General features: G+C 69.5%; 17 protein-coding genes. 6 read left to right on the top strand and 11 right to left on the bottom strand.

The features are described 5' to 3' along the window. Positions 1-11 precede the first annotated feature (11 nt). The 3 genes from ABZ863_RS03935 (at position 12) to ABZ863_RS03925 (ending at position 2,078) form a co-directional block, all read left to right on the top strand. Complete coding sequence (locus tag ABZ863_RS03935; RefSeq protein WP_358530840.1) at positions 12-770, top strand: thymidine kinase; 759 nt, start codon at positions 12-14, stop codon at positions 768-770. 228 nt (positions 771-998) lie between these two features. Beyond that, positions 999-1,343 carry an RNA polymerase-binding protein RbpA gene (locus ABZ863_RS03930; RefSeq protein WP_358530838.1) on the top strand — a complete coding sequence of 115 codons (345 nt, stop codon included), beginning with the start codon at positions 999-1,001 and terminating at the stop codon, positions 1,341-1,343. A 288-nt stretch (positions 1,344-1,631) separates the two neighbouring features. Beyond that, the gene (locus ABZ863_RS03925) at positions 1,632-2,078 is read left to right on the top strand and encodes a lamin tail domain-containing protein (RefSeq protein ID WP_358530836.1); all 447 of its coding nucleotides are present in this window, start codon (positions 1,632-1,634) and stop codon (positions 2,076-2,078) included. Positions 2,079-2,121: 43 nt separating this feature from the next. Here ABZ863_RS03925 and ABZ863_RS03920 read toward each other — a convergent pair whose 3' ends face one another. From ABZ863_RS03920 to ABZ863_RS03910, 3 genes are all read right to left on the bottom strand, one after another. Continuing rightward, positions 2,122-2,904: a polyprenol monophosphomannose synthase gene (locus tag ABZ863_RS03920; protein WP_358530834.1), complete on the bottom strand. Its 783-nt coding sequence runs from the start codon at positions 2,902-2,904 to the stop codon at positions 2,122-2,124. Positions 2,905-2,916: 12 nt separating this feature from the next. Then, positions 2,917-4,515, bottom strand: a complete 1,599-nt coding sequence (gene lnt / locus ABZ863_RS03915; protein ID WP_358530832.1) for an apolipoprotein N-acyltransferase — start codon at positions 4,513-4,515, stop codon at positions 2,917-2,919. 101 nt (positions 4,516-4,616) lie between these two features. Next, a complete protein-coding gene (locus ABZ863_RS03910) occupies positions 4,617-6,227 on the bottom strand; it encodes an amidohydrolase (protein ID WP_358530830.1) in 1,611 nt (536 codons plus the stop codon). 98 nt (positions 6,228-6,325) lie between these two features. Here ABZ863_RS03910 and ABZ863_RS03905 point away from each other — a divergent pair, with 98 nt between their 5' ends. Next, positions 6,326-7,711 carry a lysine 2,3-aminomutase gene (locus tag ABZ863_RS03905; protein ID WP_358530828.1) on the top strand — a complete coding sequence of 462 codons (1,386 nt, stop codon included), beginning with the start codon at positions 6,326-6,328 and terminating at the stop codon, positions 7,709-7,711. A 56-nt stretch (positions 7,712-7,767) separates the two neighbouring features. Here the strand turns inward: ABZ863_RS03905 and ABZ863_RS03900 are convergent, their stop codons facing one another. From ABZ863_RS03900 to ABZ863_RS03885, 4 genes are all read right to left on the bottom strand, one after another. Next, complete coding sequence (locus ABZ863_RS03900; protein WP_358530826.1) at positions 7,768-8,658, bottom strand: alpha/beta hydrolase; 891 nt, start codon at positions 8,656-8,658, stop codon at positions 7,768-7,770. Positions 8,659-8,664: 6 nt separating this feature from the next. Beyond that, on the bottom strand, positions 8,665-9,123 hold the full coding sequence (locus ABZ863_RS03895) for a Clp protease N-terminal domain-containing protein (protein WP_358530824.1): 459 nt from the start codon (positions 9,121-9,123) through the stop codon (positions 8,665-8,667). A gap of 7 nt (positions 9,124-9,130) precedes the next feature. After that, positions 9,131-9,334, bottom strand: coding sequence for a hypothetical protein (locus ABZ863_RS03890; RefSeq protein WP_358530822.1), 204 nt, complete (start codon positions 9,332-9,334; stop codon positions 9,131-9,133). Between the two features lie 62 nt (positions 9,335-9,396). Continuing rightward, a complete protein-coding gene (locus ABZ863_RS03885; protein WP_358530820.1) occupies positions 9,397-10,089 on the bottom strand; it encodes an HAD family hydrolase in 693 nt (230 codons plus the stop codon). 89 nt (positions 10,090-10,178) lie between these two features. Here ABZ863_RS03885 and ABZ863_RS03880 point away from each other — a divergent pair, with 89 nt between their 5' ends. Then, positions 10,179-11,261: a GDSL-type esterase/lipase family protein gene (locus tag ABZ863_RS03880; protein WP_358530818.1), complete on the top strand. Its 1,083-nt coding sequence runs from the start codon at positions 10,179-10,181 to the stop codon at positions 11,259-11,261. Positions 11,262-11,265: 4 nt separating this feature from the next. Here ABZ863_RS03880 and ABZ863_RS03875 read toward each other — a convergent pair whose 3' ends face one another. Genes ABZ863_RS03875 through ABZ863_RS03860 form a run of 4 tightly spaced genes read right to left on the bottom strand, consistent with a single transcriptional unit; the run spans position 11,266 to position 13,411 of the window. Then, positions 11,266-11,565 carry a hypothetical protein gene (locus ABZ863_RS03875; protein WP_358530816.1) on the bottom strand — a complete coding sequence of 100 codons (300 nt, stop codon included), beginning with the start codon at positions 11,563-11,565 and terminating at the stop codon, positions 11,266-11,268. Continuing rightward, the gene (locus ABZ863_RS03870; RefSeq protein WP_358530814.1) at positions 11,552-11,782 is read right to left on the bottom strand and encodes a hypothetical protein; all 231 of its coding nucleotides are present in this window, start codon (positions 11,780-11,782) and stop codon (positions 11,552-11,554) included. Before ABZ863_RS03870 ends, ABZ863_RS03875 begins: the two co-directional genes overlap by 14 nt. A 31-nt stretch (positions 11,783-11,813) precedes the next feature. Then, positions 11,814-12,269 carry an Lrp/AsnC family transcriptional regulator gene (locus ABZ863_RS03865; RefSeq protein ID WP_358530812.1) on the bottom strand — a complete coding sequence of 152 codons (456 nt, stop codon included), beginning with the start codon at positions 12,267-12,269 and terminating at the stop codon, positions 11,814-11,816. Next, positions 12,266-13,411 carry a Xaa-Pro peptidase family protein gene (locus ABZ863_RS03860; protein ID WP_358530810.1) on the bottom strand — a complete coding sequence of 382 codons (1,146 nt, stop codon included), beginning with the start codon at positions 13,409-13,411 and terminating at the stop codon, positions 12,266-12,268. The genes ABZ863_RS03865 and ABZ863_RS03860 overlap by 4 nt, the downstream gene beginning before the upstream one ends. Before the next feature lie 55 nt (positions 13,412-13,466). On the opposite strand from ABZ863_RS03860, the gene ABZ863_RS03855 reads away from it, so the two are divergent. Then, entirely contained in the window at positions 13,467-14,423 is a 957-nt protein-coding gene (locus ABZ863_RS03855) for a 5'-3' exonuclease (RefSeq protein WP_358530808.1), read from the top strand. The last annotated feature ends 4 nt before the right edge of the window (positions 14,424-14,427 follow it).

Here is a 14,427-nt window from a genome sequence, read left to right as displayed (position 1 = left end):
GGTCCTCCGACGTGACCGCCCTGGACATCGAGGATCCCGACCCGACCGACGCGCTCTCGCCGGTTCCCATGTGGGGCTCGCGCCGCGAGCTGCCCGTCGTCGGCAGAGTCAAGTTCTGCTACGGCCCGATGGACTGCGGCAAGTCCACGCTGGCATTGCAGATCGACCACAACCTCGCGCGGCAGGGCCGGCAGGGGTTGCTGCTGGTCCGGCATGACAGATCGGGCACGCCGCAGATCACCAGCCGGATCGGCATCACCCGCACGGCCATGGAGGTGGCGCCGGACACCGATCTGCGCAGCGTCGTCCGGCACGCGTGGGCGCAGGGCAGGCACCTGGACTATCTGATCGTCGACGAGGCACAGTTCCTCTCCCCCGCCCAGGTCGAGCAGCTCGGCGAGCTCGCCGACGAGGCGCGGATCGACGTGTACTGCTTCGGTATCGCCACCGATTTCCGCAGCGCGCTGTTCCCCGGTGCGCAGCGGTTGTTCGAGCTCGCCGACGAGTTGCAGCCGATACAGGTCGAGGTGTTGTGCTGGTGCGGCCTGCCTGGCCGGTTCAACGCGCGTGTGCGGGACGGTGAGGTGCTGCGCAGCGGCGACACCGTGTTCGTCGCCGACACGGAGTCAGCCGCTGAGGTGAATTCAGCACCGACACGCACGCAGACGGAAACAACTACAGTGCGTTACCAGGTACTTTGTCGTCGCCACTTCCGTCTCGGCGATCTGGGCCCGACCGCAGGTCCGCAAGGCCAGCTCCGGCTGACCTGAGTGGCGACATAACCTAGCCCAAGTGGGGGATATCCCCAAGAAGAGAGGCATGTGCGCGTCACAGGGAGGATGCGAAGCTCTCCCTGTTAAGAAAGCTGTTCCCGCGGGTGACACAGCTCATCAGTGAACAACGACATGACGTTCGGGGAATCACCGGACTCCTTCCGTCGTTGCACAGGGTGAGCATCGCCCTGGCTTCCGGCCGGAAGCCGACTGAAAGGACCCATCATGGCCGACCGTGTTCTCCGTGGAAGCCGGTTGGGAGCGGTTAGTTACGAGACCGACCGCAATCACGACCTCGCCCCCCGGCGCACCGTGCGTTACTCGTGTCCCAAGAACCACGAGTTCGAAGTGCCGTTCTCGGACGACGCCGAGATCCCTTCCGTGTGGGAATGCCGTTTGCACGGCACTGAGTCGGAGATCGTGGACGGCGGGCAGCCCGAACCCAAGGAGGTCAAGCCTCCGCGGACGCACTGGGACATGCTGCTCGAACGGCGCTCCATCCCCGAGCTCGAGGAACTGCTCAACGAGCGGTTGGCCGAGCTCAAGGGCCGACGGGGCAGCCGGGCGTAGCCACAGCAACGCCGCCGCTCCCACCGAAGAAGCAGCAGCGAGCCCCCGCGACCTCCCGCCGCGGGGGCTCCTTGCTGTTGTCCCCCAAGGCCACCTTGGTTGCGTTCAACGCAACTCAGGTGGCCTTGGGGAAAGAAGACGTTCCATTCGCGCGGCCTGGGTGTGAGGTAGTGCCGTCCGGAAAGGCTTTCAGACAGGTAGCAGCGTTCGCCCGAGGTGGCTTGTTGTAACGACTCCGGCTCCGCGGACGACGTCGGGTGCGTTGATCAGCTCCGAAAGGGACAGTCCATGCGGAAGAGAACCATGGCCGTGCTGACGGCCGTCGCGGTTGCGTTGCTGACCGGCCTCAGCGCGGCCCCTGCTCAGGCAGCGGGCGGTGTCATGATCTACCGGGCGTACTACAACTCGCCGGGGCCCGACACCCGAAGCAATGCCAGCCTCAACGCCGAGTACATCCAGCTCAAGAACACCACGAAGGTCACCAAGTACGTCACCGGCTGGACCTTGCGGGATAGGCAGAATCACATCTACCGGTTCCCCACCACGAAGATCGGCCCGGGGCAGACGCTCTACGTCCGCACCGGCAAGGGAACCAACAACGCGAACAACCGCTACTGGGGCCGTACCTCGTACGTCTGGAACAACACCGGCGACGCCGCCTACCTGCGCAACAGCAGGGGCGCGTTGATCGACTCCTGCTCCTGGGGAAGTTCGGGCAGCTGGAAGTACTGCTGAACCCGACGGACGATCGTCACAGCGCCCCGCCACGCTTCTCGCTTCAGCGGGGCGCTTTCCGTTCAGCACTGAACAGACGCCGGAGCTGGTCGGCGCGGCGCTGCAGGCCCCACTGCGCGACCTTCAGGGCAGCCTCACCCATGATGGAGCCGCTCATCTTCGACTCCCCCACCTCGCGATCGGTGAACGTGATCGGCACCTCGACCACGTCGAAGCCCTGCTGCACCGTGCGCCAGGTCAGGTCGATCTGGAAGCAGTACCCGGCTGAGGCCACCGCACCGAGCTCCAGCTTCTCCAGCACCTCACGCCGGTAGGCCCGGAACCCCGCGGTCGTGTCGTTGACGCGCATGCCCAGCGCCAGCCGCGCGTAGATGTTGGCGCCGCGGGACAGCACCTGGCGGCGCAGCGGCCAGTTGACCACCGCCCCACCTGCCACGTACCGGGAGCCGATCACCAGGTCCGCATGGCCGAGTGCGTCCAGGATGCGCGGCAGGTCCTCCGGCGCGTGCGAACCGTCGGCGTCCATCTCCACGAGCGTCTGGTAGTCGCGGTCGAGGCCCCAGCGGAACCCTGCGATGTAGGCGGCGCCGAGGCCGGCCTTTTCGCTGCGGTGCAGCACGTGAACGCGGGTGTCGTCGGCGGCGAGCTTGTCGGCGAGCTCGCCGGTGCCGTCCGGGCTGCCGTCGTCGACGACGAGCACATGCACCTGCGGCAGCGTCGCGTGTAGTCGCCGCAGGAGTGGCGCGAGGTTGTCCCGCTCGTTGTAGGTCGGGATGATCACCAGCACGGGGTCGATCTGGTCCCGATGCTGCGTGCCCTCCGCCATGCTGCTCCCCTTCTATTGCGTGTCGTCGGCGCCCGCGCGGCGCGTGCGCAGCCGGAGCACGACGCCGGCACCCACCGCGAGCAGTGCGGCCCCCACCAGCGTGTACTCGGTCCACGCACCGAGTCGATCCGACAGCGTAGTCTGCTCCCGCAGCGGCACGTCGGCCACCAGTGACGCTGCGGTGAACAGGCTGGTCTGCTGCGTCACGGTACCGTCCGGCTGGACGATCGCACTCACCCCACTGGTGGCGGCCACGACGACCGCCCTGCCGTGTTCGACCGCGCGCAGCCGCGACATGGCGAGCTGCTGGTAGCTCATCTCCCCCGGGCCGTACCACGCGTTGTTGGTCGGCACGACGAGCAGCTGGGCGCCGATGTTCGTGGCATCGCGGGCGACGTAGTCGTAGGCGACCTCGTAGCAGATGACCGGCCCCACGCGTGTCCCGGCGATGTCCAGTGCGCCGGGCGCTGTGCCCCAGCGCATGTCCCTGGTGCTGTCGATGAACGGGGTGAACCAGCGCGCGATCGAGCGCATGGGCACGTACTCGGCGAAGGGCACGAGTTCCTGCTTGCTGTAGTGCTCGCCTGCGCCCGCGCCGGGTTGCCAGACGAAGACGGAGTTCTCCGTTTTGCCGTCCGGTGCCCGGTAGGCGGTTCCGAGCAGTGCCGGCACGCCGAACCGGTCGACCATGGTGTCGAGTGTGGGGTCGGTGCCGTTGAACTCGGTGGCTGTTTCCGGCCACACGACCAGGTCCGGTCTGGGCACCTCGCCGGCACGGATGCGTGCGGCGAGGTCGTCGCTCTCGGCGAGGTGGTTGGCCCGGATCACGTCCCGCCTGCCGAGCAGCCGGAGCCCGATGTCGGGCGCGTTGCCCTGCACCACGGCCACCGTCCGGGTGCCGGCTTCGGCGCCGGTGCCGATGGTCGGCCACACCGCGAGCCCCGCGACGAGCGGCACCACCGCCGCGCACGCCGGCAGGAGCCAGGCCCGCCGTGGACGCAGCCCGTCCCGCCGGATCCGCATGATCAGCCACGCCAGACCGAAGCCGGTGACCACCACGGCGAACCCGACGAGCGGCGCGCCACCGACCGAAGCCAGCGACAGATAGGCGCCCTCGGGCTGGCTGAACCCGATCCGGCCCCACGGAAAGCCGTTGGCAGGCCACTGTGATCTGGCCGTTTCCTGCAGCAGGAAGACCAGCGCGAGCCACACCGGCGCGCCGGGCAGCCGGGCCGCGAACGGCATCAGCGCACACGCTGCACCGACGTAGACGGCCAGTACAGCGCAGAGCCCCAGCCACGGCGCGGAGCCGAAGTCCTCGCCGAGGAAGTTCTGGATCCACATCAGATGCGGTAGGTAGAACGCGAGCCCGAACACCGTTCCGTATCCGGCGCTCGCCCACACCCTGCGCTCGTAGAGCACCAGTCCGAGCCCGGTGAACGCCAGCGGCGCCAGCCACCACAGGGGCCGTGGGGCGAAGCTGGCGTAGAGCACGAGTCCGGAGGCGACCGCGAGTGCCAGCCTGCCGAGCACTAGGGGCCAACGTCGCCCGCGGGCGGTGGGCTCGGGGGGCGCGGTGGACGTGGTGGGCACTTCGGCCGCGGCGGTCACGCCGAACAGCTTAGAGGTCGCGCGGATAGGGCGAATGTCTGCTGCGCGGGGCCAGCGCGCTGATCCCCGCTCGCAACGACAGCCCCTATCCGCGCAACCTCTTAGGAGCAAGCCGTGAAATGCTCGTAGATCACCTCACCTGCCCGGACGGTACGCAGGCAGCGCGGCAGTGGCGCGCCCGGCTCCAGTGGCGGCAGGCCGGGTACCCGCGCGCGTGGATCGGTCGACCAGCGCTGCACCCGCGAGTCGGGTGTGGCGATGACGAGATCCGCTGCCTCCCAGATGGCGTAGTGTGCCGGCGCCCCAGGGATCAGGCTTCCGGTGACACCGTCGTTGCTGCCGGCGGCGCGGTGGCCGCCGCGGGTGTGGGCGTTGAACGCCGCGCGCGCCGATACCCCGGCACCCGCGGTGTGGTGCTGCACAGCGGCGCGGACCGAGGCCCACGGCTGCAGCGGCGTCACCGGGGCGTCCGAGCCGAACGCGAGCACGACGCCCGCGCCGGCGAGCATCGCGAACGGGTTGAGCCGCGCAGCCCTGGTGGCCCCCAGGCGGGTGGCGTACATGCCGTCCTCGCCGCCCCAGAGTGCGTCGAACTGGGGCTGGACGGATGCCGTGACACCCCAGCCTGCGAGCGCACCGGCCTGCTCGGCGTCGATCATCTCGACGTGTTCGAGGCGGTGGCCGCCGCGCACCAGCTCCCGCCTGCCGACGGTCTGCTCGGCGAGGCGGAACCCTTCGACGACCTCCGCCACGGCGGCGTCGCCGATGACGTGGAACCCCGCCTGCAGTCCGGCCTCGGTGCAGGCGGCGAGGTGCTCGGCGATCTCCTGGGCGCCTAGGTACTGGGCACCCCTGGTGTGTGGGTGGTCGGCGTAGGGCTCGCACAGCGCCGCGGTGTGGGATCCGAGTGCGCCGTCGACGAACAGGTCACCGGCCAGGCCACGCGCGCCGAGCCGCCGGGCGGTCTCGACGGCGCCGAGCTCGCCCCAGTAGCCGACGACCTCGGGCGTGCCCGGCTGGGCGGCCAGCGCCATGAGGTCGCTGAAGTCCTGCTCACCGGAGATGTTCGGGCCTGCGCATTCGTGGACGCTGACGATGCCGGCGGCGGCGGCCGCGGCCAGGAACGCCTGTTGTGCGCGGCGTCGCTGGCCGGCGGTGGTGGCGGCGCGCGCGGCGGCGCGGACCCGGTGGTGGGCCTCGCGCGTCAGCGGGCCGTCGGGCGACCAGCCGGCAGCATCGTGCGCCTCGGGTGCGAGTGCGACGAGTGCGCTGGAAACGAGCGCCGAGTGAACGTCGACCCGGCTCAGGTACACGGGGACCCCACCGGCGGCTTCGTCGAGCTCCGCCCTGCTCGGCAGCCGGGCGCTGTGCCATGCCGATTCGTCCCAGCCGTGCGCGATGAGGACTTCGCCCGGTGTGACGGCGTTGCGGACGGCGGCCAGTAGCGCGTCCGCGTCGTGGACACCGGTGAGGTCCAGCCGGGTGAGGTGGAGTCCGGTCGCGGTGGCGTGCACGTGGGCGTCGACGAAGGCGGGTGCCACGAACGCGCCGTCGAGCGGCACCACCTCGGCATCCGGATGCAGTGCGCGGCCGGGCCCGTCATGTCCCACCCACACGATCGTGCCGTCGCTGACCGCTATGGCCGTGGCATCCGGGGAGCCCGGTGCGTGGATGCGTCCGCCTACCAGGAGCGTGGTCTCGCTGCTACTCACGTCGAGAAGTCTGCCAGGACCAACGTGGCGGGAATATTTGCATTGTTCATGCGCTATGGCAGGATATTTTTGCGAGCAACCCAACATGAGGAGCAGAAGTGACTGCGATCCAGGAACCTGCTACCGACACCCGCGAGCAGCCCTACGACTACCGCCGCGCCGAGCTGACCGAACCGGACTGGCGCCGCTTCCCTGGCTGGCGGGACGTCACCGAGGCCGAATGGCGCGACGCCCAGTGGCAGCGCGTGCATTGCGTGCGCAACATCAAGCAGCTGCGCGCCGTGCTCGGCGATCTGGTGGCCGACGAGTTCTACGACGACCTCGCCGCCGACCAGCGCGAGCTGGCGACGATGTCGATGCTGCTGCCGCCGCAGATGCTCAACACCATGGCGCCGCACGCCGGTACGGACCGGCAGGACGTCACCGACGCCTTCTACGCCGACCCGATCCGCCGGTACATGCTCCCGGTCCGCAGCGATCGCGACACCACCTGGCCGAGCCATCCCCACGCCGAACGCGACTCACTGCACGAGGCGGAGATGTGGGTCGTCGAGGGCCTCACCCACCGCTACCCCACCAAGGTGCTCGCCGAGCTGCTCTCCACGTGCCCGCAGTACTGCGGGCACTGCACCCGCATGGACCTTGTCGGCAACTCCACCGAGCAGGTCGACAAGCACCGGTTGACGCTCAAACCGGTCGACCGGCAGGACGCGATGATCGGCTACCTGCGCCGCACACCCGGTGTGCGGGATGTCGTCGTGTCCGGTGGTGACGTCGCGAACGTGCCGTGGCACCAGCTCGAGGCGTTCCTCATGCGGTTACTGGACATCGAGACCGTGCGGGACATCCGCCTCGCGACCAAGGCGCTCGCCGGACTCCCCCAGCACTGGCTGCAGCCCAAGGTCGTCGAGGGGCTCGCGCGGGTGGCCGGGACCGCCCGCCGCCGCGGGGTCAACCTCGCGATCCACACCCACGTCAACCATGTGCAGTCGGTGACGCCGCTCGTTGCCGAAGCCGCGCGTACCGCACTCGAGGTCGGGGTGCGGGACGTGCGCAACCAGGGCGTGCTGCTGCGTGGCGTCAACGCGACACCGGCGCAGCTGCTGGATCTGTGTTTCGCCCTGCAGGGCGAGGCGAACATCCTGCCGTACTACTTCTACCTGTGCGACATGATCCCCAACGCCGAGCACTGGCGGCTGGCGGTGTGGGAGGCGCAGGAGCTGCAGCACGCGATCATGGGCTACCTGCCCGGTTACGCGACACCGCGCCTCGTGTGCGACGTGCCCTATGTCGGCAAGCGCTGGGTGCACCAGCTCGCCGAGTACGACCGCGAACGTGGTATCTCGTACTGGACGAAGAACTACCGCACCGGCATCGAACACTCCGATCCCGACGCGCTGCGCCGCCGCTACCCCTACTACGACCCGATCTCCACACTGCCCGCCGCGGGGCAGGACTGGTGGGCCCGCACGGCGAGTCGTTGACCGAGCTGCGTCTCAGGCGCACGGACCAAGCAAGCCAGAGAGAGGCAAGCCGCAGGTCAGCGCGCGTCCTGTCGATGCGGCAATGGGTGATCGTCGGCGAAGAAGTCGGCCAGGGCGTGGGCGACACGGCCGGGATGTCCGCCGTTGTCGGCGGCCAGGTGCCCCAGGCGGCGGAGTTCCACCCGGCGGGCGTGCGGGACGGTGGCGTGCAAGGCGTCGAGTGCGTCCTTGAAACAGCGTGCGCTCTTGCTGCCGCCGAGCAGCAGGACCTCGGCCTGTATGGCGGTGGACGCCGTGATCAGTCCGGTGGCGTTCAGCACAAGCCGGGCATCCTGGCTCATGGTGGGAATGAGATCGTTCAGGGTGACGTCGCCGTCGGCCTGCCGGGCCTGGGCCCGCAACCCCGCACCCATGAGCGGGACGAGCACGGCCCGGGGCAGGGCTTCGATCAGCCGCGAGTCCTTGGTGCCCTTGGCGACGGTCACCAGCGCGGCCGCCGGTCGCCCTTGGGCCATTTCCCGCTCGTAGCGGGGCAACCACGCCACAGGGGAGAAACCGTTGACCGGCAGTGGTGGCTCATATACCGCGATCTTGTATCCCTGGGGGCAGGTCAGCGCCCACTGCAGGACCGGGACGGCGCCGGCGCTGAGCCCGAAGACGTTGCGCGCCCCGGTCTGTTCCATCAGCGCCCCCACGTCCTCGGCCGCGCGCTGCAGGGTGAAGTCGGGCCCACAGGGGCCGCTCATCCCGCGGCCGCGGCGATCGGGCAGGTAGACGGTGAAATCGCCGCTGAGCGCCGCGCCCAGCCGCATGAAGTTGTGGCAGGCCATCATCGACCCGTGCATCAGCACCACCGCCGGTCCACTCCCGAACCGGCGGTAGCCGATGACGGTGCCGTCCAGGGAGGTCACCGAGCCCGTCTCGTACGAAACCGCGGCAGCGTCCATCGGCTCTCACCCCTGACCCAGACGAGCGCGCACCGCAGGGCGCTCAACGCCGAGCGCGTCCAACAGCACGGCAGCCGGGTCCGGACCGGTACGGGCCAGCAGACCGAGCAGGACGTGGTGAACGCCGATCCGGTCCCGGCCTGCTTGTGTGCGCAGCCCGGTGAACACCGTCTTGGCCGCCGGAGTCAGTGGGAGGCGATCATCTTCCCGGCCCGGAAAGACCGGCCCGGCATAGGCCGCCTGGACACCCACCGACGCCAAGGCGTCTCGATCCAGTCGCTCCAGCACCTCACGCGCCTCAATCAGGCTCACCCCCAACGCCTGACCGGTGACCGAGCCCGGATCACCGAGCAGCGCCAAGAGCACGTGCTCGGTGCCGACTTTGCGGTCGCCCCTGCGCACGGCCTCGGCATTGGCGTCCAAGTACACCTGGCCCATACCGACCTGCGGCTTGAACCTCGCCACTAGTGCCTCACTTTCCGTACTTGACGTGGATGGACTGACGGGTGACGCCCAGGGCGTCCCCGATCTGCTGCCAGGACCAGTCCGCCCGACGGGCCGCGGCGACCTGATTGGCCTCCACCCGCTCGGCCAGCCGACGCAGCGCCAGCACCGCCCACAACCCGGTCGCCGGGTCATCGGACGCCAACGCGGATACCAAACGATCAACACTCATGGTGTCAGTTTGATTTGACATCCGCAGAATGTCAAATCAAACTGACAACCCCATGCCCCGCCTCAGAAGTGCTGGAGCAGCTCCGGGAAGGCGGTCAGCCGCAGCACCCCTGTATCGGAGCTGTCCAGTTCGCTGTGTTCGAGCACCCAGGTGTTCTCGTTGGGGATGAACACCGCGCCCAGCCCGGCCCGGCGGGCGGGCAGGATGTCCGACTTCGGCGAGTTGCCGATCATCCACGTGCGCTCGGGGACGAACCCGTACTCGCCGGACAGCGCCTGGTAGGTGTCGACGTTCTTCTCCCCGACGATGTGGACTCCGGCGAAGTGCCGCTCCAGCTGCGACGCGGTGAGCTTGCGCTGCTGTTCTTCGGTGTCCCCTTTGGTCAGCAGGAGCAGTTCGTGCCGCTCACCGAGCGTGGTGAGGGTGTCGGCGACACCGGGAATGAGGTCGACGCTGCCTTCGACCAGCGCGACCGCCAGCTCCTCGATGCGCCGCAGTTCCGCGCTCGTGGCAGGCCGCTCCCGCAGCCGCGCCACGCAGTCGCCGAGGCTGCGCAGGAACACTTTGCTGCCGTAGCCGTGTGCCGCGGTGTTCGCCCGCTCGATGTCGTCGAGGATGGCCCGCAGCTGGTCGCGGTCGAGCGTCGGGTGCGTGAGCCAGTCGAGGAAGTCGTCGATGACGCGCTCGAACAGGATGTTGTTCTCCCAGAGCGTGTCGTCGGCGTCGAAGATCAGTACCTGCTTGCCACGCACCACAGTCGGGCCGTCCTTTCGGTGAGCTGGGGCTCGAGTATCGGACCACGGCGTCGGCGAAGACGAACGGTTTTCTCCTACACTCGGTGCCAATGGCCAGATCTCGCTGGTGGCTCACCGGGTTCGCGCTCGCTGGAGTCGCCCTCCTCGTGGGAGTGTTCGTTCTCATCGGCAGGGACAGCCAGCAACCGGTCGAGCCACCGGGACCGCCGGGACGGGGACCGCTCACCATTGTCTCGCTCGGCGACAGCACGATCTCCGGTGAGGGCGCGGGCGAGTACACCGCCGACACCGACGGCCGCGACGGCAACTGGTGCCACCGTTCCCCGCTCGCGCTCGTGCATGAGGTCAAGGCCCCCGGCATCGTCAAGTCCGTCAACCTCGCCTGTTCGGGGGCACCCGCGGGGCAGGTCGCGCTGGGCGAGGTCGAGCAGTGGACTGAACCGTCGCAGGCACAGCAGCTGGCGCAGCTGGTCAAGACCCATCGTGTGGCCGCTGTCGTGGTCGCGGTCGGCGCCAACGACGACCCGCACTTCTCCCGGCTGATCTCCGAATGCTTCACCTCATGGTTCATGGACAGCGGCGATCCGTGCAGCGAGCAGATCACGGACGACTGGGCGTCCCGCATCGAGAAGATGGTGCCGAAGGTCGTCGACGCGCTCGACGACATCAGGACGGTGCTGCGCAACGCCGGTTATGACCGGGAGGACTACGAGCTGGTGCTGCAGTCCTATGCGTCGCCGATCGGGCCGGACATCCCGGAGAACCTGCGCAACCTCAACGGCTGCCCGTTCCGGACCGAGGACCTGCGGTGGGTGAAGGAGACGGGCGCGGCCTCGTTGTCGGCGGGCCTGCGGGACGTGGCCCAGCGTGCGGGCGCGCGGTTCCTCGACCTGTCCCGCGCCGGCGACGGGCACGAGGCGTGTTCCGGCGGCGCGGATGCCAGCACCGAGTGGTTCACCCGGTTCACGGTGCGCTGGGACGATCTGACCGCGGTGGAGCGCGCCACCCACGCCATCCAGGAGTCGTTCCACCCCAATGCCGCTGGGCACCAGCAGTTCGCACGCTGCCTGAGCGAGTTCCTCGCCACCAACGACCAGGCAGCGGCGTGCCTGAAGGGCGAGGACGGCAACCTGCACCCCGCGCCGTCACTGATCCCGCAGACCGTGGGTTAGCTTTCTAGAGGTCCAGTGCGGCGCGGAGGGCGCTGTCGATCTGCTCCTGGATCTCGTTGTCGATGGCGGCGATGCGCTGGTCGAGCCATGGCCGGTAGATCCGCGTGAGGTGCAGCGTCGAGACCCAGAACCGGCCGTCGACGGCGACCCCCAAGATGTCCTGCGGGTCCTTTTCGAGCAGTTCGGTCCCGATCAGCCATGGGCGTTCCGACTCGTTCACGCCGTCCGAGGACAGCAGCAACACCGCGCGCGGCTGCATGGGTTGGGTTGGGGGCTGATAGGTCCAGACCTCACCCCTGCGCACGCAGGTCCTCCAGCGCCGCCGCGAGCTCGGTTTCGTCGATCGTGGCCGAGGTCTCGGCCGACTCGCCCGCCTCCTGCCGGTAACCGGTGCGGACGGCCTCCCGGCGCGCGGCTTTCGACAGCCAGGACGACACCGACACGCCGTGGGCCTTGGCGGCGCGCTCGGCGAACTCGAGCGCGCCGGCGTCGAGCGACAGGGTGACCTTACGAGTTGCCATACCTTTTATCGTACTCCTTGCCGGAACATTCTCACAGCGTCGGCGATCGGCCCTCGAACGGCGTCGACAACACCACAGTGGTCCGGGTCGACACCTTCGCGGCCTCCCGGATACGGCGCAGCAGATCCTCCAGCCCGAGTGGTGAGGCGACCCGCACGAGCAGGATGTAGGACTCGTCGCCGGCCACGGAGTAGCACGACTCGATCTCCCTGATGTGCTCCAGCCGCTGCGGGTAGTCGTCGGGCGCGGCGGGATCGTTCGGTGTGAGCGAGATCAGCGCGGTCAGCGGCAGCCCGATCTGCTCGCCGTCCAACCTCGCGGTGTAACCCCGGATGACGCCGCGCTGTTCCAGCCTGCGCACGCGCTGGTGCACCGCCGACACCGACAAGCCCACCCGCTCGGCCAGATCGGTGAAACTGCGCCTGCCGTCGGCCGCGAGCTCACGCACGATCGCCTGGTCGACCGGTTCGAGCACGGAACCGGTCATGAGTCCAGCACGACCAGCTCGTGCGGCCGGGTGTTCAGCGACTCGGCGCCGTCGGAGGTCACCACGACGATGTCCTCGATGCGCGCGCCCCAGCGGCCGGGCTGGTAGATACCGGGCTCGACGCTGAAGGCAATGCCCGGCTCCAGCGGCAGGTCGTTGCCACCGACGATGTAGGGCTCCTCGTGCACGTCCAGCCCGATGCCGTGCCCAGTGCGGTGGATGAAGAACTCGCCGAGCCCTGCCGCCGCGATGATGTCTCGCGCCGCGGCGTCCACCTCCTGTGCGGTCGCACCGGGACACGCGGCCTCCACAGCGGCGTGCTGCGCGCGCTGGAGCACCGCGTAGGACTCGATGACGTCGCGCTCCCGTGGCTGCCCGATCGAGTAGGTGCGCGTGGAGTCGGAGTTGTAGCCCTCGGCGATGGGCCCGCCGATGTCCACGACCACGACGTCACCCTGCTCGATCACCCGGTCGGAGACATCGTGGTGCGGGCTCGCGCCGTTGGGGCCGGAGCCCACGATGACGAAGTCGGCCTGCGTGTGGCCTTCCTCGACGATCGCCGCGGCGATGTCGGTGCCGACCTCGGCCTCGGTCCTGCCGGCGCGCAGCCATTCGCCCATCCGCGCGTGCACTCGGTCGATCGCCTCGGCCGCCCTGCGCAGCGCCGCGATCTCGGTGGCATCCTTGCGCATCCGCAGCTCGCGCAGCACCGGACCGGCCAGGGTCTGCTCGGCACCGGCCAGCGCCGCGCGCAGCGCCAGCACGTGCAGCGCGGCCATCGTGTCGCTCACCGCGACGCGTCCCGGCGTGCCGAGGCAATCCGCGACGAGCCGGTAGGGATCATCACCATCGACCCACGGCACCACCTCGATGCCCAGTTCCCCAGTGGGCACCCCGGCGTAGCCCGGAGTCTCCAGCTTCGGCACCACCAGCCGCGCCGGCGCGTCGCCTGCCTGGACCACGAGCGTGGTGAGTCGTTCGAACGAGCCGCCCGCCTGCCCGATGAGGTAGCGCAGGTCCGAACCAGGCGCGATCAGCAGCGCGTCGGTGTTCGCGTCGGCGGCCGCAACGCGGGCCCGGTCGAGACGGGCGCGGAGGCTGGCGGCGGGCGGGGAGGACGTGTGCAGCGGTCGGCGCGACATACCGGTGAGCCTAGTCTGGGCACCGGTGCCGGAGCGCGCATGGCACGCTGTGCCAGTGACCACCGCTCCCCTGGCGCTGCTCGACGCGGCGAGCCTGTACTTCCGCTCGTTCTTCGCCCTGCCGGACACCATGACCGCGCCCGACGGCACGCCGGTCAACGCGGTCCGCGGCTTCACGGACACGATCGCCCGCATCATCACCGACCGGCGGCCTGCCCGGCTGGTCGCCTGCCTCGACGCCGACTGGCGGCCGCAGTTCCGGGTCGATGCGCTGCCGAGCTACAAGGCGCACCGCGTCGCGGAAGTCGCCGACACCGGACCGGATGTCGAAGAGGTACCCGACACGCTCACACCGCAGGTGCCGATCATCCTGGAGCTGCTGGACGCGGTCGGGCTGGCGACCGCCGAGGCGTCGGGGTTCGAGGCCGACGACGTGATCGGCACCCTCGTGGCGCGGGAGACCAGCGACCCGGTCGAGGTGATCACCGGCGATCGTGACCTGTTCCAGCTGGTGCGCGCGGAGCCGACGCCGGCGTCGGTGATCTATGTCGGCAAGGGCTGGGCGAAGGCCGAGGTACTGGGCCCTGCGGAAGTCGGCGCCCGCTACGGCGTGCCCGCCGAGCACGCCGGCCCTGCCTACGCGGAGATGTCGATGCTGCGTGGTGACCCGTCCGACGGGCTGCCCGGGGTGGCCGGCATCGGCGAGAAGACGGCGGCCAAGCTGATCACGCAGTTCGGCTCCCTGCAAGCACTGGTGGCCGCCGCCCGCGCGGAGAGCCCGGACCTCCCGGTGCGTGTCCGGACCCGGCTCAACGACGCGGCGGACTACCTGGCCGTGGCGCCACTCGTCGTGCGCGTGGCGCCGGACGCACCGGTGGTGATGTCCGGCCCCGACAGCGTGCCTGCTGCGGCGGTCGACCCGGATCGCGTGGCCGAGTTGGCGCAGCGATGGAACCTGGGCAACTCGGTGACGCGCCTGCTCAGCGCCCTGGAAACCCGGGCCGCCGGCTGACACC

This window comes from Saccharomonospora sp. NPDC046836 (genome assembly GCF_040645195.1).
In the GTDB taxonomy this organism is placed as follows: Bacteria; Actinomycetota; Actinomycetes; order Mycobacteriales; family Pseudonocardiaceae; genus Prauserella_A.
The sequence above is the reverse complement of the archived record's forward strand: the minus strand, read 5'-3'. Positions and strand labels throughout refer to the sequence as shown.